This window comes from Clostridium sp. Marseille-P3244 (genome assembly GCF_900120155.1).
Classification (GTDB): Bacteria; Bacillota; Clostridia; order Lachnospirales; family Lachnospiraceae; genus Mediterraneibacter.
Window position 1 is genome coordinate 602,131 of sequence record NZ_LT635549.1, and the last position, 21,176, is coordinate 623,306.

The following is a 21,176-nucleotide window of genomic DNA, read 5'->3' on the forward strand; positions in this document are numbered from 1 at the left end:
AAAACGCTGAAAATCCGATTTTAGAAAGATATTATCTGTAAGTCTGTTAAATTCACGTTAAGAGCAATTTTTAAGGGAGAAAGTTATGGATATAAGTATTTACAAATATAAAAATAAGTGTAAAATATAAATATGAAAAAGTGTGTTCATTGGCGGAAAGAACATATGAAGAGGTGGAAAAAGTGAACGTAATGAGAGGGAATCTTAAGCGGCTAATTCTTACAGCGGCTTTTATAGCCGCATTCTGTCCTGTTTCGACACAGGCTGCCGGACAGGGGATCGTTAATATCCAACTTGAAGACTTGAAAAAAGAAGATTCTGATCGGACCGGAATCCGGTTTGAGCTGTATCAGGTAGGGGAAGTGACAGAAGGAGACAAACCATATTTGTATCCGGAGTATGAGATTACCTCCTATCCTCAGAGCGCGGATGAGACAGAGAAAGCGGCTGCTCAGATCATGGAGCGGCTGGAGGATGAAGCAGTGGCGTCCGGCATTACAGATCCGGAAGGAAAGCTGTCATTTACTGATCTGCCCAACGGAGTATATCTGCTGGTCGCGGAGGAACCGAATCATTACGGGACCATTCTGCCCATTCTTTTACATCTGCCTCATTATGAAGTGATTGATGATGTGCTGACAGGACCGGAATATACAGTGAATGTGGAGCCTAAGGCATCGGTGGAGGAAGAACCCGAGGAGCCGGGCAAAGAGCCTGACGACACAGAAGGGACAAGTGTAAAAACAGGAGTCGAAGACGGCCTGTATGTCTGGATATTCCTTGCCGCGGTTTCAGGAGCGGCTGTATTTTGCCTGAGAGGTAAAAGGAGGGTGGAAAAATGAAGAGATCAATATACCAGAAAATAACATCCTGGATCATCCTTGCCGCTGTTCTCGCGACGAGCGTTGATCTTTCTGCTTTTGCGGCAGATGGCAGCAGCGTACATGCAGTAAATGGCCGTATTTTTGAAGACGCCAATCAGAATGGAACATGGGATGAAGGAGAGGCAGGCATTGCCGGAGTTACCGTAAAGGCTTATTCGGAAAGCACAGGTGAACTTGTTACATCTGCGGATACAGCAGGGGACGGTACCTATAAGCTGGTGGATCTTGCAGATGATTCTTATACGGTTCGTCTCTGCGCGGAGGATGGACAGACCGCCGCGTATGATCTTGACACAAGTATTGCGGTACAGGAAGCACGGCTGGCACAGCTGGGCGGAAAGCTGGCAAAGCCCGCTGAGGGCGAGGAAGGCTTTCTCTGCTATTCTGAGCTGGCAGTGGCCCAGGATATGGAGCTGGATCTGGGGCTTTTAAGGAGCGTGGATAACAGCCTGACAGTTCAGGCAGGAGAGAGTGCAGACGCGTCTGCTGAAAACAGCGCGGACGTATCCGGGGGAGAGGCTGAAGAACCTTTCTCTGGAGATTCCGCAGAAGGTTCAGAAGAGGATACCAATGCACCTTCTGAAGGATCTGATACGGCGACAGACGGAGAGCAGGAAGCAGAAACCGGGGAAGAGACAGGTTCTGAAGGAGAAGAAGGCTCTGACACAGAGACTCCGGTTTACGCTGTCAACGGACTGGTCTACGATGACGCGGACAGCGATGGAGAAAAAGGCGAAGACGAAGCAGGTATCAGTGGGATCGAAGTGACTGCCTATAAAGCGGATACAGCGGAGGAAGTTGGAAGCGCAGTTACCGATGACAACGGAAACTATAGGATCGAAGGGCTGGCAGCAGGTTCTTATGATATCGAACTGTGGCTGGATAATGAGACGCTTGCGCCTTACGATCTGGCCATGACTATGGAAAATAAAGAGGGATTTACAGGGCTGTACGGCGAGGATGGATGTTACCTTTCTTATACAGCTGTAGAACTCAGCGAAGACACGTCGCTTGAACTGGGACTGTTAAGAGCAGAGGAAGAGACGGAAGAGGAAGTTTTATCTGAAGATGAACTTGCAGATTCTAACGAAGCAAAATCCAGCGCCGCGTCTTCCCGGGCGAATTATACAGTGGCAAAAGAGGTTCTGAAAGTGAGTTATGGCGGGAAGTCATATGAAGTGCAGTGCAACATCCATATGCCAGGCGGGAATGCAATCGGGAAGGGTGATTTTCATTATATTTATCTAGTAGGCGATAAAGGACGGCTGTTCTGTATTTCTCCGGGGATCCCTGCGGAAAAGACCGTAACGTCCGTAAATGGCAAAATGGCTGACTACAATGATCTTAAAGTGGGAAATTATGCGACAACAAGAGACCAGCGGATCAAAGCGCAGCGTATTGCGTATTACAGTGGATGGTATACGAATCATGACAATACTTCAATGAATAACAGAAAACAGAAGGAATATTATATAGCGGCACAGATCCTGATCTGGCAGGCGCTTGGATGCAAGGATATCCCGGTCAGTCTTAAGGGAGCAAACAGCGCAACGAACAATGAGTTTCGAAGCAGCATTAATGCGAAAAAACAGGATATCAATACCGTGCTGGCGCAGCATGGCCCACCGGAATTTAAAGGAAGTTCCTACAATAAAAAAACAAATACATGGGAGATCATAAGGTCAGGCGCAGAACCGAATAAAGTTTACTCGCTTGAAGATACGACAAAGTCCTTGCAGCACTTTACAGTTCAGTCTTATGGCAATGGGCTGCAGTCTGTGGACATCCGTAAAGTGACGAATCGGGAAACCGGGGCGGTAAGCACATTTCTTGATGTGCGGGTCAAGGCAAATGCGACTCCCGGACAAAGTTATGAGATAAAACTGAATCGAACCTTTCCGAAGATGACAGCCGACAACCGATATTACAAACCGCAGGATGGGAAGCAGGCACTGGCGGAATTCGGGCAGCCGAATGCCATCACGGCAATCGTGAATGTCAGGGTTGAAACAAACGGTACCGTACAGATCCAGAAAAAGGATGATGCGGGGAATCCGGTGGCAGGTGTTGTATTCAGGTATGGCTACAGCGCAAATGCGCTGAATTATACTACGGCTGCGACAAACGCAAGCGGTGTCGTAACACTGACGGAACAGACACCCGGACAGACAATCTATGTCAGGGAGCAGTCGGTGCCGTCGCATATTGTGATAAGCAATGAGATAAAAAGCGTAAAAATAGTGAAATCAAAAACGGTTTCACTGAATTTTAAGAATGACAGAGTGACCAGGACATTTACTCTGCGTAAGGTCAGCGCGACTACGGGAAAGCCGATCGCGGACGCCATGTTCCAGTACAGGGATGTAAGGGAATCCTGGTACTACACTGCGTACACAGACGAAAATGGTGAGTTCACATCGGCTGTGGCATACCCGGCAGGAACGGATGTACAGATTATTGAACAGTCAGCCGGGCCGGGATTTATAAGGCCAAACGACGGATCAGAGCAGCAGCATTTAATCATCAGCGCAAATGCCGCGGATAATGTTGTCCGCTTTGTTAATACGCCGATACAGGTAAATCTTACAATCTATAAGCGAAACGCCAATACCCAGGAACCGATCCAGGGGATGGTATTTAAAGTGGGGCCGAACCTGAACGGCACACTGAATGATCCCGCCGGGTATCAGCTGCTGACTACGGATGCCCAGGGCAAGATAACGACCCGGAACTATGACGCACGGACGACGATTTACTATCAGGAAGTGAGCGGGCCCGGGAATATTTTGGTAGACAGTACAATAAAACGGGTCGATTTCCTCGACAGTAATGAAGTGGAATATGTCTATAACGAAGAAATGCCGGTGACGATCCGGGTGATCAAAACAGGAGTAGATGATCTGCCTCTTGCAGGTGTTCAGTTTGATCTGCAGCAGTATGTAAACGGGACGTGGAGAACCCAGGCAATGGGCGTCACCAATCTATCCGGTCAGTTGGCCTTTTCCACGATGGTCAGCAGGGAGGATATCCGCAACGGTCTGGTGCGCCTGGTGGAGACAAAGACGGTAACAGGATATGAATTGCTGAAGGATCCAATCTATGTGTCGTCCGACAATCTGAACGTAGAAAATAACATCATAGATGTCTCTGTGGAAAATCCGAAGATTCCTACAGAGTTTACTGTCTATAAATATGATGAGGACACGCGGGAACCAATAAAAGGTGCTGTCTTCCATATTACAGACGCAAGAGGCAATCTGGTGCTCGAACTGGAAACAAATGAGGAAGGAATTGCAAAAACAGAAGAGCTTTTTGCGGATACGACGTATTATATCGAGGAGGTCACGCCTCCGAGAGGATATGAGATTATTGACACGGGAAGAAAAGCCTTCCGGCTTACAGAGGATATGAACTATGAAGCCAGAAGGGAATATCCCAATAAGCCTATTTATGGATATATTGAGATTAATAAAGTAAACCAGAATGATGTTCCTCTGGAGGGAATCGAATTTACGGTTTACAAAAATAATATGCCTGTTACAAGGCTTATCACAGATGAGAACGGTTATGCAAAATCGAACAAATTACTGGCAGACGCAGAATACACGGTAAGGGAGACGTATGCTCCCGCACAGTTTAATGTGGAATTCCCGGCTCATACTTTCGATTTCCTTGATGGAAGAAGTGAAAGCGGGGACTATTGGAGTGCGTCCTTTAACGAAGAAACTCTGACCATGAGCTATGAGATCGAGAATCCGGAGAAGACCGGAACGATCACGCTTACCAAAGTGGATTCAGAAGATCCCTCTATTGAAGTACAAAATGCAGAATTTATCCTTGTAAATCGTTATACAGGTGAAATTTTAGACAGGCAGGTAACAGGAATATATGGAACGGCAACATTTAATGAAGTGCCAATTGTAAATCCGAGTGTGGATCCCCGGCAGGGTTATTATTATCTCGAAGAAGTGACACCTGGAGATAATCATATCCTCCCAGAAAATACAAGAAAGTATTTCTCGATGACTGTACAGTCATTGGATTATAGTGTTACTTTTGAAAATCCACCGATTAGAGGCGATATAGTAATTAAAAAAGTGGATGAAGATAATCCAGATAAAGTTCTTAAAGATGCAGAATTTGCACTTTATAAAGTAAGTGATATGGAAAATCCTATAAGAACAGGTATTACTGACGAAAATGGGATTTTGAGATTTGAAGATTTGCGTTATGGTTCCTATTATGTTGAAGAAACAAAACCACCAAAATATTATTATCGGGATTTAGAATATGGAAAAAAGGGAGAGTACGTTCTTATTGATGAGCATGAAGAGGTTATAGAGCTTCAGATAACTAATCCCAAGCTTTATGTTCAGGTTGAAGTTAATAAAACCGGATTTAATGACGTTAAATTGCCAGGTGCTAAATTTAACATTGTTTCATCAGACGGAAAGGTGCTTGACACTGTTATTACTGATGAAGATGGCAGAGCGGTAAGTAAGGAGCTTAGCGCTGAAGAGCTAGGGGATGATGCCTATGTAGTAGAGGCAGAAAAGCTGATCAATTATGAACTTAATACAACAAAATATCCCATTTCTATAGACTCTAACTCAACAGTTAGAGTGCAATTAGTAAAACAGGATATAAAAAATACTATCGAAGTACCGAAATTAAAATTAAATAAGGTAAATGAAGCTGGAGAAGGTGTAGCAGCGACATTTAAAGTGTCTGCTTCGACCACGAACGGCTATATGAAAGATTTTACATATAGTACGACAAAAGAAGATCATATTATAGAACTAGATGATATGTTAAGAACTGTCGTAGATGACATTGATGCAGGTCATTATGGATCATTGGTGATTTTTACCCTACAGGAGATTGAGACGGAAGATCAATATCAGTTGCTTCCTGGGGGAAGTAATGGGGAAAATCTTTTCGGGTACTATTATATAGAAGAAGGAAGATTTGAATGGTCTCGGGTGCAAGAAGGCGTAAGTTGGGACAATGATACATTAACAATAACAGCCGTAAATAAAAAGATTCCTATTACTTTAAATCTAATTAAACAAGGCACAGATGATAAATATCTTTCCGATGCTGTATTCCAGATTACACCAAACCGTGACGGGGTAGATTTGGAGCCGATTGAGGTCATAACGGATGGAACTGCGGAAGGCGTAGAAGTCAGCCTGCCATATGCAGACAGTTATTTGATAGAAGAGACAGAAGCCCCGGAAGGGTACCGGGGAACTGTATCTCAAAGAATATACCTTGATGATTTTCAGCAGGAAACAACAGGTACGGAAGGCCTTATAGTCGGATATAATCATACAGTTACGTTTACTAATGAGAAAATGCCAGAGTTAAGGATCAGAAAGATAGGCTCTGATGGGAAACCGCTGGATGCAACTTTTGAGCTACAAATAACAGAACGTTCCACTATTATTCAAACAATAAATACTTCTGCAGAAAACGATGGATATGGGGAAATAGATTCCAATATATTTTACAACTATGCAAGTGGAGACATAGCAATTACGGAACGTGCAGTAAATTCTAATTATGTCGGTTTATCACAAAGTATAGAGGGATTCTATCTTCGCACTCGTAATGCTGAAGGAGAATGGGAGGTTGATTTCCAATTTGACCCAATGCCGGACGGGGTACAGATGCTCACAGAATCCGATGGATCAATTACTTTTGTAGTTACAAATGAGCGAAGAACCTTTGATTATCAAATTAAGAAAAAAGGAACCGGAGACGATTATGTCAGTGCAGAAATAGCGGTAGATGCTATATGCAAAGATGATAGCGGTGAGGGCATTGACTGGGCATGGATGATGACGCTTGATACTGTTTCTGAACAGGAGCTCAGCATTTTTAAAGATAACCTGACGGATGAACAGGGATATGAGATATACATAACAGAATATAGTACTTCCACTGGCTACCAAATATTAGACCGGTTTAAGGCATTTGATTATTATCCGGAAAATGAAGGCATCGAGAAATTCCAGAATATTGATGAACATATATCAGTGTCCTTATCTGGAGATACTTTTGAGATTACACTGGAGAATCCGCCAATCCCAGCGGAAGTTACCTTGAAAAAAGTGGATGAATCTACCGGTGAGCCGCTGGCAGGAGCAGTATTTGAAGTAACGACAAGCAACGGAGTAACGGAGCGTATTACGACAACCGGAAGCGAAGAGGGCGATAAGGTTACATTGCCCTATGCGGCTTCTTATACTGTGACAGAGATAGAAGCTCCGGCAGGATATAAGCTGCTTGATGAACCACAGACCTTTAATATCAGTTCCTTTACCGAAAAGGAGGATGAAGACGGGAATACTTATTATGAAAAGGAAATTATATTAAAAAACACCCATGAGTTTGGCCTGTATTTGAAAAAGACAGACGAATTTGGAAATAAGGCAAACGCTAAATTTAGTGTAAGGGCAACTACTCCAAGTGTACAGTACGGTCCCATGTGGGAAATCGAGACAGTGGATGGTATAGCGGATTTAACTCCGTTTTTAGAGGAAATCATTGAGGAATATGGTTCTAATCTGGATTGGAATATCTATGTAGAAGAAATAGAAACCGAACCCGGGCTTATTCTGTCTTCAAGAACACTTCAAATGGTATTCCGGTCAAGCCTTTTGGATTCTAGTCCGGGATATATAGATATAATGAGCGGCGGTTCAGAATGGATATCAAGCGAGAGAGATCCGTCCAATATGTTTATCGCAACTGCTATATATAGGAATGAGAATATTCCAATTAATTTGACAGTGATAAAAAGGGACAGTGAATCTCCTGATAAATACCTGGCAGGTGCAGTCTATGAGATTACACCGGAAGGTAAGAATCCGATTACCGTGGAGACGACAGCTGATGCCAGCGGAACAACGGTGAAGCTTCCTTTTGCAGATACTTATATTGTTCGAGAAATTACAGCTCCCGAAGGATATATACTTGATCCTACAGTATATGTATATTCACGTGACGATTTTGGCAGTATGACAAATTACCATATGACTGCGGAGTATACCAATGATCCCATCAAGGGTCAGATAGAGATTACCAAGTACGACGCCAACGATTCGACAACGGACAAGGCGAAGCTTCAGGGGGCTGTTTTCGAGATCTACGAGGGAACAGTACCGGAGTCCGGAACCGAAGATGAGAAGTACGATGAGGTAAGTACTGATAACGGATATGTGTTGGCAGATACTGTCACGATTGGAGAGGACGGAACCGGAATTTCAAAGGAAATTCCATACGGGCAGTATATTCTCAAGGAGATCACTGCTCCGGAGAACTATCAGCTGTCTAAAGAGCTTATCCAGACTGAGGTCAGAAGGGAAGGGGAGACAGTTTATGTAAACATTCCTAATGATCCGATGGAAGGGACACTGCGTATCTTCAAGTATGAAGAAGGCACGGATCCGAAAGCGCCTCTGGCGGGAGCTGTATTTACCATCCACCGGGCGGACACGGATGAGCAGATCGGCGATCAGTATACTACAGGTCCGGATGGATATATCGGGCCGGTATCTCTTCCATATGGAGAGTACTATGTGAAGGAAGTCAGCTTCCCGGCAGGATATATTACATCTAAGGGAGCAACACATCCGTTTACGCTGAACGGAGAAAATACCGAAGCAGTACTGGAGATCGCAAACGAGAAAGCCGAGTACAGTTTCCGTCTGCACAAGATCAACGGAGATACAGGTGACCGGCTTGCCGGTGCCAGATTCGGACTGTTTGCTGACGGGGAATCCCCGTACGATATCCAGAATCCGGCTGAACCGATCCTGGAATTTGAGACGAATACCAACGGCGTTGCCACAGTAATGCTGGAGAATCCGGGAGATTTTGACATCTATGAGCTGCAGGCTCCGGAAGGCTACGTAAAGCTGATAGAAAAAGTGGCGGACATCCATGTGGATGAAGAGGAACGTACTGCCGAAGTAACTGTAGAAAACTTCAGCCAGAAGATGACGATCCGGATCGAGAAGAGCGATGAACAGAGCGGGGAACCGCTGCCTGGAGCTGTTTTTGAGATCTACAACAGAGAGACAGGCGAACTGGTTGCCACTACAGGAGAGACAGGAGCGGACGGTACAGTGACCGTGGAAGTTCCCGCCCGGAATGTAGAATATACAGTCCGTGAGATCAAGGCTCCGGATGGATATATTCTGAATGACGCAGTATATAACGTAATGGTGAACCGGGAAGGAGATGCGGAAGGCAATGTGATCTATACCGCGGAATCGGTCTATGTTACGAACCGACAGATCACTTCCGGAAGTATCCGGGTGATCAAGGTGGATGCTGATAACCCTGAAAAACGGCTGGAGGGAGCAGTATTTGAAGTCTATGACGAATCCGGGGATAAGGTCGCGGATCTGGTGACGAATTCTCAGGGAGAAGCCATGACGGGCAACCTGCCGATGGGAACCTATACTGTAAGAGAAACCCAGGCCCCGGAGGGCTATGACCTGAGCGATACCACAGAGTATACTGCCCAGCTGCTTGCCAGCGGACAGGTTGTGGAGATTACGGTAGAAGATCCCCAGAAGACAGGTGGGTTCACTATCCGGAAAGTGGACGTACAGGACGATTCCAAAGTGTTGGAGGGTGCGGAGTTCACGGTTTATGGAACTTACGATGACGCATGGGATATGACGGATCCGATCCAGGCAGATGTCATTACCGGAGAAGACGGAATCGCGGAATTCTCAGGACTGCCCTATGGCACCTATTATGTGAGAGAGACGAAAGCGCCGGAAAACTATGAACTGAGCAATGAGATCATAGAAGTTGAAGTAAATGCGGACAGTGCGGCAGCGCCGTCGATCACATATGTAGATTATCCGCTGCCGACGACAGCGTCCTTCCGTGTGGTCAAGAGAGACCTTGATACAAGGGAGACACTGGAAGGAGCAGTATTCCGGGTAACAGGAGGTCCGGACGGCACCTATTCAAGAGAATATACGACAGGCGCCGGTGGAAGCTTTATGACAGAGGAGCTGGCATTCGGCACCTATCAGGTAGAAGAGATCCAGGCTCCCGAGGGGTATAAGCTTAGCAATCCGACAGTTCAGACTGTGGTGCTGGATCAGGAAGACGCGGAAGAAACGCTTACGGTTGAATTTGACAACCCGCAGATTTCGACATCCATCCGTATTGTGAAGACAGATAACAATGCGGAGGATCCCAAACCTCTTGTCGGCGCAGTGTTTGATATCTACTCGCTGGATGAGGATGGGAACCGCGGCGAGACTGCGGTGGACCGGCTTGTGACGGATGTCAACGGTGAGGCGGTATCACGCAGACTGCCCCAGGGCAGATATGAAATCGTAGAGGTTATGGCGCCGTTTGGCTATGTGCTGGTCAGCGGCAGTACAACAGATAATTTTATCACCATAGATCAGGACAGCCCGGAGGTCATTGACAGAACATTTACCAATGAACCGGTGACAGGAAGCCTTGAGATCCACAAGACAGATCTGGATACCGGAGAGCCTCTGGAGGGTGTTGAATTTACAATCTATCATTCGGACTGGTCGGTCTATAAGACAATCGTAACGGGGGAGGACGGAATTGCTTCCCTTGAGGATGTTCCCTACGGTATGTACCTTGTAAGGGAGACCGCGGTGCCGGACGGATATGCGGTGGATGATGCATATTCGGACGTATTCAATATCGGCAGCGAAGAAACACAGAGAAATGTTGTTCTGGAAGTCACCAATGAGAAAGTGAAAGGGACATTCTCCCTTGTGAAGGTGGACAGCACCGACAATACGATTGGAGTGGCCGGAGCGAGATACGGGATTTACACGGCACTGATTGAAACTACGCAGGGTGTCGTGGATGTAGATCCGGAATCTTATCTGGGTTCAGAGTACGATCTGGTGACAATGGCGGATACCATACTTCCGGATGAAGAAGATCCGGACACCGGAGAGATAACCGGCGGAGGCCGCCGGCACAATCCGGTGGAATCAGCGGAACTTCCGCTGGGAACTTACTATGTGAAAGAGCTTGCTTCACCGGTAGACTACAAACTCAATGATACGGTTTACATAGTCAGCCTGACAGAGGAAGATCCCTTTATTGAAGTTACGGCTGAAGATGAACCGCTTACAGGCACCGTCAGTGTAAGGAAAGAAGACGCTCAGGGACAGCCTCTGCCCGGCGCGGTATTTGCGGTATATACGGAAGACCAGTATGAAAAAGTGCTGGCGGAGGAAGAACTTCCGGAAGAGCCCCCGGTGATCTATATTGAATCGGATGAGACAGGGATCGCCAGTACGTCGGAGCTGAAGCTGGATGAAAACTATGTGCTGGTCGAGTACAGAGCCCCCGGCGGCTACGAGGCAGATGAATCCCATGTTGAGAGATTTACGCCGACGCTGGAGGAGCAGACTTTTGAATTCACTTACGTAAATCATAAAAAGTCGGAGATCGTGATCTATAAAGTAGATGAAGCCGGAGAGCCTCAGCAGGGAGTGACATTCGGGCTGTACAAACTGGGAGATGACGGACGCGCAGAGACGGCAGATGATGAATTTGTCGCATTCTTCGGAACCAGTATTGAAGAATCCGGAGTCGCGAGATATGAGACAGATGATCTTGCAAACGGCTGGTATTTCGTAAAAGAGGAGGTTGGCCCCGCCGGCCATGATATGACGGACAGGGTTGAGATCTTTGAAATTACAGACGACCGGAGAGAATTTGAATTTACATACGTTAATCCCCGGTCGAAAGGAGCTTTGGAGATCCGGAAGACCGACGAAGATGGACGGCCGCTGGCAGGCGCGGAGTTTGAACTGTATATTGCAGGTGATTCCTGGTTTGATGAAAGCATTACTGAGAATACGGATGAATTCGTGCAGACTGTGAAACTGGATGAAAACGGATATGCGCTGGTCGAAGATCTTCTGCTTTATACCTATGTGCTGAAAGAAACAGTTGTGCCTGACGGCTATATGAAAGCAGACGATATTCTCGTCGACCTGGGAGAAGGGACCATTGAAGACGGCAGATGGGTCTATGAAGTGACGGTGCCGAATGAGCTGATCAAAGGGCAGATCCAGATACAGAAGGCGGCAGAAAATACCACCGGTATTGAAACAGGCATCGATCTGTCGGGAGCTGAATTCGAGATCGCAGACCAGGACGGAACCGTGGTCGATACGCTGGTGACGGATGCGGACGGCCAGGCTCTGAGCAAAGAGCTGCCGGAAGGTACGTATACCATTACCGAGACGAAGGCGCCGGAAGGGACTGTACTGAATTCGCAGCCGGGACAGGTTATAATCGACGGATCCAAAGAAGACCGGATTTACACATACACACACCAGAATCCTTTGGTGACCGGGCGGATCAACATCGTGAAAGTGGACCAGGATGGCGCGAAACTGGGCGGAGCGGAGTTTGACATCCTTAAGAAAGACGGCACGGTCGTAGACCATGTTGTCAGCGATAATAATCTTGAGTATATCAGCAGGCCGCTGCCTTATGGAGAATATATTATCCGGGAGACAAAGACGCCGGATGGCCACAATATGGAATCGCCGGGACAGATGTATGAATGTGAGATTAGGGAAGCCGACCAGACAGTAGAAATACAGATCACAAATCCGGAGGATGGCGGACACGGGCTCTATGTTGTGAAATATGATAAAGACGATGTGCAGCAGTATCTGCCGGGAGCGGTGTTCCAGATTTCAAGCGCGGCGGATCCGGAATCTGTGCTGGGAACTTACGAAAGCGGCCCGGATGGAATTCTTGAGGTTACGGATCTTGAGGCAGGAGATTATATTTTGACGGAGATCCAGCCGCCTCCGGGATACCAGTTAGACCCGACCCCATATCCGTTTACATTAGGTGAGACGTCTTATGTGACCTTATATATTGCGAATGAGCAGGAAAAAGGCAGGATCCGTTTTGAGAAGACCGGCGAGATGCCTTCCGAACTCAGGGATGATACATCTTATCCGGAGCTGAAAGAGATCGTCTGGAGTCAGCAGGAGCTGGAAGGAGCCGAGATCGGCATTTACGCTACGGAAGAGATCGTACTGGAAGGGAAGATCTATCAGCCGGGCGAGCTGGTCACGACGGTGAAGAGCGGAGAGACAAGTATTTACCTGCCTGCAGGCGATTATCAGTACAGAGAGCTGAGCGCTCCGGGATCATACATCCTGGATCCGCAGATGTATGATATCACAGTGGAGCCGGAGGAGATTGCAGAAGCAGAGCCGACTGTGGCTCAGATGGAGAATCCCCATGCGGGTGTGGATCTGGAGATCTATAAGACGCTTGAGAACTGTACGGATCCGGAAAAATACCGGGAAGTGAAATTTGGGCTGTTTAATAACAGGGCGATCACGGCTGGTTCTGTGGAGATCGAAGAAGATACTCTGCTGGCAGTCATCGGTATTGATGAGACCGGAAAGGGCACATGTACGGATCTGAAGCTTCCAGAAGGAGCGTATTACCTCCTGGAGCTGGAGGCGCCGGATGATTATATGATAAGTGAAGAGTCCCAGGAATTCACCGTATCCTACGAAAACGGCGACACGTCCATCCAGATCGGCAGTCCGGAAGAGCCTATCGTAAATGAGCAGGTGTACGGCACGATCCGGATCGAGAAAACCGGTGATATCTTCAATACAGTAAGCTGGAGAACAGAAGGCTCCTATGAGATCTGTGAGCCGGTATACGAGACAGGAGATCTTGAGGGAGCGGAGTTTACCATCTATGCCGCGGCGGAGACGGTAATAGACGGCGTAACCTACCAGGCCGGCGACGCGGTTGACACAGTGGTCACTTCCACGGCCGGATCAGACGAAAATGAGAGCCGGCACCTTCCATTCGGGACCTATATCGTGAAGGAGACGAAGGCTCCGGACGGCTATATCCTGGATGATACAGAGTACGAGGTGACGCTGGAACAGCCGGCAGAGCCTCATACGATCACGGCAGAAGAGATCTACCCGTATAATCGGAAAGCCTCCGTGGAACTGACCGTTTACAAGCAATTCTTCGGATCAGAAGATGCGGATCTGTATGAGAGCGTTCTGTTTGGTGTATACGCCGACGAGGAAATCAGAGGCGCGTCTGGTGGGGCCGTGCTGGCAAAAGATACGCTGATCCAGTTGATCGAGATCGGCGCTGACGGAAGCGGCAGCATAGAACAGAAGCTTCCGCCGGGACACTACTACATCAAAGAGCTGGAGACCGCGCAGGGATATGAGGTGGATGAGACAAAGTATTCGTTTACTGTAGAAGGAAACGCTACAGGCGCTGTAGAGATCGAAGGAATCAGTGAACAACAGCCGGTAGTAAATTATCCGGAGGGGACAAGGACACCGTTCGCGTTCAGGAAAGTGAATGATCTGAAACAGCCTCTGGACGGGGCAGTCTTCCGTCTGTATATGTGCAGTCAGGATCATGAACACAGTGATCTGGCCGGAGAGAGCGGAAGCTGCTGGATGGAAGCAGAAGGACTGTCGCCTCAGACAAGCGGCGAAGACGGAATCGTGAATTTCGGTCAGCTGCCGGACGGAGACTATCAGCTTCAGGAAACCGAGGCACCCAGTGGATATGAACTCCCGGCAGGACAGTGGAGGATTCACATTGATTCTTCCAGTCCGGAACCAATAACAATCACTGCCCAGGGGACAGAGACTCCCCCGGCATTCGCAAAAGTGGATGGACAGGAAACTTACCAGTACCAGTTGGCAAATCACAGAAAGAGTGAACTGCCGATATTAGGCGGTGCGGGAATCGTACCATATATAGGAGGCGGAGGCATCCTGCTGTTCGTTGCAGGACTGTTCCGCAGGAAAAAGAAAAAAGGAGGAGATGTAGAGACAGGGTAACAATTTAAAAAGAACCAAATCAGCAGCAAAGAAAGGAAGGAAAAAACATGAAAAAGGTGAAGAAAATTTATGCATGGCTATTGAGTTTTGTAATGCTGGCTTCTGTCCTGGCCGTAACCGGCATACGGACAGAGGCTGCGGATCCTGCGGATTCTGAAACAGGAAGCATTACGGTTCACAAGTTAAGAGTGGAAACCAACGAAGAATATGAAACGCTTACAAAAAGAGGGGACGGTAATGAGATCACCGACGGGACCCTTGACAGATATGAGCCGCTGGAAGGCATCACATTCACCCTGATCAAGGTGCAGGAGACAGATGATCTGACAGTTGAGAACGCACAGCCGGATTCAAGTTTTGCGCAGCGGCAGCTGACAACAGGGGTAGATGGAGTCATCACATTTGACGAGCTGCCGCTGGGTGTCTACAAGCTGACAGAGGAAGAAAGCCCGGCGGTCAAAGAGGCAATGGAGCCGGTGCTGATCCAGGTTCCTACCTATAATCAGGTATATAAAAAGGATCCCAGTCAGCCGGAATTCATCTATGACATCCATGTATATCCGAAGAACCTGGTGAACTCTGACGGACCGGATATCGACAAAGCTGTGAAGGTGGAAGACAATCAGCATGCGAGCGCCGACATCGGAGAATCCTTCCCATGGATCATCTCCACGGATATTCCGGAAGGGATCGAGAACGGCCAGCACTATATCATTACAGATACGCTGGACTCAAGGCTGGATTATGACAGCGAAGTGACACCGGTTGTAAAGATGAGAGCGGAAGGCGGAAGTGAGACACAGCTGACAGCGGATACGGATTATGCATTCTCCACAGGCGACAGCGGACGTGACCTTACCTGGACGATGACATCGACAGGTTTGACGAAGCTGGCAGGAGCTGTGAACGGCAAGGTGATCATCACATTTAATACCAAGATCAATGGGACGGCAGAAATGGGAACCGCCATTGAAAACCAGGCGAAGCTTGACTACCTCAATCAGGCAGGAGAGCAGTATGTCCCAAGATCTCCGAAACCGGAGGTACATACCGGCGGCGTGAGGATCAAGAAAGTAGACAAAGAGAATCCGGAGACAGTACTGCAGGGAGCGGAGTTCAAGATCTACACGTCAGAGGCTGACGCGAAAGCCGGCACCAACGCGGTTCAGAGAGAGGGGAAAGACTATGTAGCTACATCTGGCGCTGACGGATTCGCGGTATTCACAGGACTTGAGTACGGCGTAAATGGACAGAGTGCGACAGAGGGCAGCTCCGAGTACTGGATCGTTGAGACAAAAGCTCCCACCAAAGACGGCGAGCAGTACAATCGTCTTAAGGATCCTGTAAAGGTGACAGTCAACGCGACGAGCCATCAGGATGAAAACGCGATCGAGATCAGAAACTCGAAAGACGGCTTTGAACTTCCGTTCACCGGCGGCATTGGCAGGATCATCTTTATGGCAGCAGGCTTGGCCCTGATCGGAGCAGCTATTGTGGTCATGAGACGCGGCGGTAAGAAAGAAAAGAACTGACGGCAAAGCAGATTGAAGACAAGAAAACTTATAACAGTTATTTTGGTGGCGGCGGGACTGGCTCTGGTTTTATATCCGAACCTTCAGACTGTGATCTCGCAGTTTTACCAGTCCGAAGCCATCCGGAAATATGAGGACAGCCTGCTGCACTATGACGAAGAGCAGGTGCGGCAGGAGCTGGCAGCGGCCGAAGAATATAATAAAAGTGTTGCCGGCACGGAAGTGCATGATCCTTTCGTGCCGGGAAGCGGCGCTGTCATACCTGACAATTATGATGAAGTCCTGAATATCGATCAGGGGATCATGGGACGGCTGGAGATACCGTGTATCAGTGTAGATCTTCCGATCTATCACGGAGTGGAGGAATCTGCGCTGAGAAACGGTGTCGGTCATCTCAAAGAGACTCCGTTCCCCATCGGAGGCGAGGGAAATCATTCTGTGCTGAGCACCCACCGGGGGCTGCCTGAGGCGCGGCTGTTTACAGATCTTGATAAGATGGAGATCGGAGATGAATTTTATATTCATATTTTAAATGATGTTCTGGCATACCGGGTGGATCAGATCAAGGTCATTACACCGGACAGGACGGATTACTTAAAGCCTGTGGAAGGCGAAGACCATGTCACACTTCTCACATGTACACCCTACGGGATCAACAGCCACCGGCTGCTGGTGAGAGGGATACGTACGGAATACAATCCGGAAGTAAAGGAAACGGTACAGACAAGAGTAATTCCAATCGAATGGCTCGTGCTGGCCGCAGTATTTGTGGGGCTTGTCATCGTCCTGATCTGTGGGATATCCCGCAGACGGAAAAAGCGCAGGAACAGAAACGGCAGAGAGTCAGACTGCCGGGACATAAAAAAGAGGAACACAGATGAAGAGAAGACTTAACCATTGTATCGTGATATTGATGACAGCATGTTTTTTGCTGTCAGCCGCCGGCTGCTCTTCGAATAAGGAGCCGGATCTAAGTACCCCGTCCGGGATCACAGAGGCATTTCTCGAGCACATGAAAGCCGGTGAATACAGCGAAGCATGTGAAGTGGCGGGGACAAAGTTCGACGAAGAGGCGTATGAGAACAGTGTTCAACTTCAGAAAAATGTTATGAAAGAGACATATGCCCAGATGGACTATGAGATCGTCGAGGAGAAGATAGAGGAAGATGAAAGCAAGGCCGGTGTGACGGTAAAGATTACCAATATCAATTATATTGATACTCTGAATGACGCTGTATATGAAACGATGCAGGCGAATGAAGATGACGAATATACAGAGGAACTGTATAAAGAGGCCATGAAGGACGCGGAGAGAAATGAATCTACCGTTCTTGTAAGCTACAGGAAAGATGAAGGCAAGTGGGTCTTCGACGGCAGTAACTCGCAGCTTTACGCGGCCATGCTGGGATATCTGCAGGAAACAGATACATAATACAGCCTCCACTTTAAATGAAAATAGATTGGAGTATGTCATTGTCGTGCTCCGGATACGCTCCCCTTCTGAGGACTGGTAAAACGTCATTCAGGAGGGGAGCGTATTATTTGAAAAGTCATAAAAACTGGACGAATAACTTATGTCAATAACTTATTGAAAAGTCATGAAAAATACAGATATAATATATTGAAATGTCGGATTAAAAATCCAATATGACCAGGAGTTATAGAAATCACATATGATGTAAGGATGGATACGATGAAATTTTTATTTGCGTCAGATTCTTTTAAGGGATCCCTCTCCTCGCGGAGAACCGCGGAACTGCTCTCACAGGCAGCAGGGGAGGTTTTTCCGGACTGTATGTGCAGTCATGTGGAAGTGGCTGATGGAGGAGAAGGGACGACAGACGCTGTAACAGAGGCAGCCGGGGGCAGCAGGATCTCTGTGAAGGTACATGGGCCGCTCTGGGAAGAAGAGACAGCATTTTTGGGGAAACTGGATGACAAAAGAGCAGTTATAGAGATGGCGTCCGCGTCAGGTCTGACCCTGATACCGGAGAAACAACGGGATCCCAGGAAGACTACAACATTCGGGACGGGGGAATTGATCCGGGAAGCGCTGGACCGGGGATTTTGCGATATTTCTATCGCCATTGGAGGCTCTGCCACCAATGACGGCGGGATCGGCTGTATGAGAGCGCTGGGTGTCCGTTTTCTGGATGAGCACGGACGGGAACTGGAAGGGTGCGGAGAAGACCTGATCCGGATCCGCGAGATCGACACGTCAGGATTGGATCCAAGGACGGCCGACTGTACGTTTACTGTGATGTGTGACGTGGTCAACCCGCTCTGCGGAGAGAATGGGGCTACATATACATTCGGGAAACAGAAGGGAGGGACGCTTAAGATTCTGGAAGCGCTGGAAGCGGGAATGCAAAATTACAGAGATCTCCTGATCCGAAAGTTCGGAATCGATATGGACCATGTCCCGGGAGCCGGCGCGGCCGGAGGACTGGGCGCGGCCCTTATGGTATTTCTCAAAGCGTCGCTGAGATCTGGAATTGACACCGTGCTGGATCTGATAGAATTCGACAGGAAATTAGAAGGAGTTTCTCTCGTGATTACGGGAGAAGGACGGGCAGACTGGCAGTCTGCCTATGGAAAAGTTATAAAAGGCGTGGGACTCCGGTGCAAAGCACATGGGATTCCCGTGGTGGCTCTTGTGGGGAGCATGGGAAAAGGGGCAGAGGACCTTTTTGAGTATGGGATTGACTCCATGCTGACAACAGTGAACGGGATCATGTCTCTGGAGGAAGCGCTGGACCGGGCAGAGGAGCTGTACCTGGGCGCGGCCAGGAGGATGTTCCGTATGCTGCAGGCGGGGACTGACCTGTGAAAATACTTGCTTTTTATGGATGCCGCCTATATACTGTACGTGTATCAAATCAGGGGGAAAGCGGCAGCTGCGGGTATTTTACGGGACATGCCGTTTAAAAGAGAAAATGATCATCAGAAAGCAAATGAAAAAACAGGGAAGGAAGTCCCTGAAAAAGCACTATATTATTTTTGTGGCGGCCTGCCTGATCTCGGCATTTCTGGCCGCTGAATTCAGTGGATCTCTGGATTTTCTGACAGCAAGAAATTATGAACAGACCTATACCCAGATCAAGAGCGATCTGATCGGGGAAGGGGATTTTAAAATTAAGACCACGGTAAAAAGCGTCAGCTGGGAAGACGTGATCCGGATTATGGCAGAACGGGATACGGAAACCGGTAAAGAACTTTCAGAACAGGTCCGGGAGAACGCTGTCGAGCATGCGGAAAACGGGAATCCCATGTTTGGCCGTACCAGAGGCGTGTTTTCTCATATTGTGAACCAGATCAGCTCCGGCTCCTTTGTAGTGACAGCCGTGGCAGCCATTTCATCGATCACGGGTTCTGAAAACCTGGGGATTCTGATTTTGATCCTTCTGGGAGCGCTGGGTCTTCTGACATTCTGGTTTTTTGTGCAGAATACATTCGCGGTCGTAATGCGGAGACTGTTCCTGGAAGGCCTGGGGTATGAACGTGTTACGGCACAGCGTTTTCTGTTCCTGCTCAGGATCCGGAAATGGATGAAAGCCGCCTGGATCATGTTTGTGAAATATATTTTCTATTCGTTGTGGTGTCTGACCATTGTAGGGATTGCGGTAAAACGGTATTCCTATTTTCTTGTGCCCTACATTGCGGCGGAAAATCCGGACATGAAGGCCTGTCAGGCGATCACCCTTTCCAGGAAGATGATGAAAGGGCATAAATGGGAATGTTTCGTCTTTGAACTTTCCTTTATCGGGTGGGAGATCCTGGGATTTGTTACCGTGGGAATCCTTAACATTTTCTATACGAATCCATATAAGACAGCGGCATTTACACAGTATTATGCGAAGCTGCGTGCGGAAGCGCTGGAAAAACATCTGCCGGACGCAGATCTTTTGTATGACCGGTATCTATATGAAAAACCGGCAGGGCAGGCTATGGAAGCGAAGTACGCGGATGTTTTTGCCGCAATGGAAAACGCAAAGACAGGACAGGACAGCATGCCCGGATGGAGAGGATTTCTGGCCAGGAATTTCGGCATTCTTTTTCTGCCCAGAGAACAAGAGAGAGAATACGAGAAGAGACAGGCAGAGTTTGTCAGACTTTATGAACTCATTGATGACGCGGAAGGAAAAGCTTATCCGGTGCGGTTCTATCCGCTTCCGGAAGAGAGCCGGCGAAAGCTGGTACAATCCATGAACTATATGCGCCATTATTCTATTTCATCCCTGATCGCCATATTCTTTGGGTTATCGATCTTCGGCTGGCTGTGGGAGGTCGGAATCGGGCTGGTCACATACGGGGAATTTATCAACCGTGGAGCGCTTCACGGCCCATGGCTTCCGATCTACGGGTCCGGAGCGGTGCTCATCCTGACCGTGCTGAACCGGCTGCGCAGCAATCCTGCGCTGGAGTTTACGGCTGCTATCATTCTGTGCGGATTCCTGGAGTATATGACGTCCCTTGTAATGGAGATCGTGACCGGAGGAACAAAATGGTGGGACTACAGCGGGTATTTCCTGAACTTAAACGGCAGGATCTGCGCCGAAGGGCTGCTGGTGTTCGGCATCGGGGGCCTGGCAATCGTGTATGTGGCAGCACCTGTTATCGATAATCTGCTGGCCAGGTTTGACCGGAAGAAGATACGTGTGATTTGTATCGCGCTGCTGATCCTGTTTTTGGCTGATGTGGCATATTCCCAGGTGCATCCCAATGTGGGGAAAGGGGTAACAGACATAAAGGCGGAAACACGGAGCCGGGAATATCCAAAGAATGAGTACACTTTCTAAAATATGTGTCATAGGATACCTTCTTTTTTCATGCTATTGTTGAGAAAATGAAGAGAGGTG

7 protein-coding genes are annotated in these 21,176 nt (G+C 48.1%); all 7 read left to right on the plus strand.

Annotated features, from left to right (window positions below; translation table 11 throughout):
- Positions 1–182: 182 nt before the first annotated feature.
- The 7 genes from BQ7367_RS04625 to BQ7367_RS04655 all read left to right on the plus strand — a co-directional run bounded on the left by BQ7367_RS04625 (position 183) and on the right by BQ7367_RS04655 (position 21,116).
- On the plus strand, positions 183–842 hold the full coding sequence (locus tag BQ7367_RS04625; RefSeq protein WP_143142957.1) for a hypothetical protein: 660 nt from the start codon (positions 183–185) through the stop codon (positions 840–842).
- Complete coding sequence (locus BQ7367_RS04630) at positions 839–14,785, plus strand: SpaA isopeptide-forming pilin-related protein (RefSeq protein WP_072524411.1); 13,947 nt, start codon at positions 839–841, stop codon at positions 14,783–14,785. The genes BQ7367_RS04625 and BQ7367_RS04630 overlap by 4 nt, the downstream gene beginning before the upstream one ends.
- A gap of 47 nt (positions 14,786–14,832) precedes the next feature.
- Positions 14,833–16,317 (plus strand): SpaH/EbpB family LPXTG-anchored major pilin, encoded by a 1,485-nt coding sequence (locus tag BQ7367_RS04635; RefSeq protein ID WP_072524412.1) that lies wholly within the window; start codon positions 14,833–14,835, stop codon positions 16,315–16,317.
- Between the two features lie 12 nt (positions 16,318–16,329).
- Positions 16,330–17,211, plus strand: coding sequence for a class C sortase (locus BQ7367_RS04640; RefSeq protein ID WP_083588873.1), 882 nt, complete (start codon positions 16,330–16,332; stop codon positions 17,209–17,211).
- Complete coding sequence (locus tag BQ7367_RS04645) at positions 17,195–17,749, plus strand: hypothetical protein (RefSeq protein ID WP_072524413.1); 555 nt, start codon at positions 17,195–17,197, stop codon at positions 17,747–17,749. Before BQ7367_RS04640 ends, BQ7367_RS04645 begins: the two co-directional genes overlap by 17 nt.
- A gap of 261 nt (positions 17,750–18,010) precedes the next feature.
- Positions 18,011–19,147, plus strand: a complete 1,137-nt coding sequence (locus tag BQ7367_RS04650; protein ID WP_072526069.1) for a glycerate kinase family protein — start codon at positions 18,011–18,013, stop codon at positions 19,145–19,147.
- 124 nt (positions 19,148–19,271) lie between these two features.
- Positions 19,272–21,116, plus strand: coding sequence for a DUF975 family protein (locus tag BQ7367_RS04655; protein WP_235837549.1), 1,845 nt, complete (start codon positions 19,272–19,274; stop codon positions 21,114–21,116).
- The last annotated feature ends 60 nt before the right edge of the window (positions 21,117–21,176 follow it).